The 581-nt window shown below is 39.8% G+C and carries 3 protein-coding genes; all 3 read right to left on the bottom strand.

Going from position 1 to position 581, the window contains the following annotated elements; translation table 11 throughout:
- The coding region (gene rplE / locus ACFIO5_RS13100; protein ID WP_375705643.1) for a 50S ribosomal protein L5 at positions 1 to 161 on the bottom strand (161 nt) is incomplete at its 3' end.
- On the bottom strand, positions 154 to 468 hold the full coding sequence (rplX, locus tag ACFIO5_RS13095; protein WP_011180903.1) for a 50S ribosomal protein L24: 315 nt from the start codon (positions 466 to 468) through the stop codon (positions 154 to 156). The genes rplX and rplE, both read right to left, overlap by 8 nt.
- 12 nt (positions 469 to 480) lie before the next feature.
- On the bottom strand, positions 481 to 581 hold a 101-nt coding region (locus tag ACFIO5_RS13090), incomplete at its 5' end, for an uL14 family ribosomal protein (protein ID WP_375705642.1).

The raw sequence follows: 581 nt of genomic DNA, 5'->3' as shown, positions 1-581 counted from the left end.
TTGGAATCGGCAGTTGCCTCACCAATTCCCATATTAATCACAATTTTATCAACCCGCGGAATTTGCATAACATTTTTATAATTAAACTTCTCTTGAAGTGTTTTACGAACCACTTCAAAATAATGCGTTTTCATGCGGGGTGTTTGTTTTTCCTCAGCCATTAATCAACTCTCCCGAACGCTTGGCAAAACGAACCTTATTACCATCTGCATTCACACGAAAACCCACACGCGTAGGTTTACCATCTTTAGGATCAGCAATGGCCAAATTAGATAAATGAATCGGAGCTTCTTTAGAAATAATCCCAGCTTCTTGATTTTGTGTTTGACGCTGATGACGTTTAATCATATTCACACCACGAACAAAAGCTCTATTTTCCTTCGGATTCACTTTAATCACTTCACCACTACATCCTTTATCCTTACCGGATAAAACAATAACTTTATCACCTTTTCGAATCTTCTGCATAACATTTGCTCCTTATAACACTTCAGGAGCGAGCGAGATGATCTTCATATGATTCCTAGCGCGAAGTTCGCGGGGAACTGGTCCAAAGATACGTGTACCGATCGGCTCTTTCT

Source organism: Bartonella sp. AA86SXKL (assembly GCF_042196885.1).
Note: the sequence above shows the minus strand (reverse complement) of the source record. Positions and strands in the feature narration are given on the sequence as shown.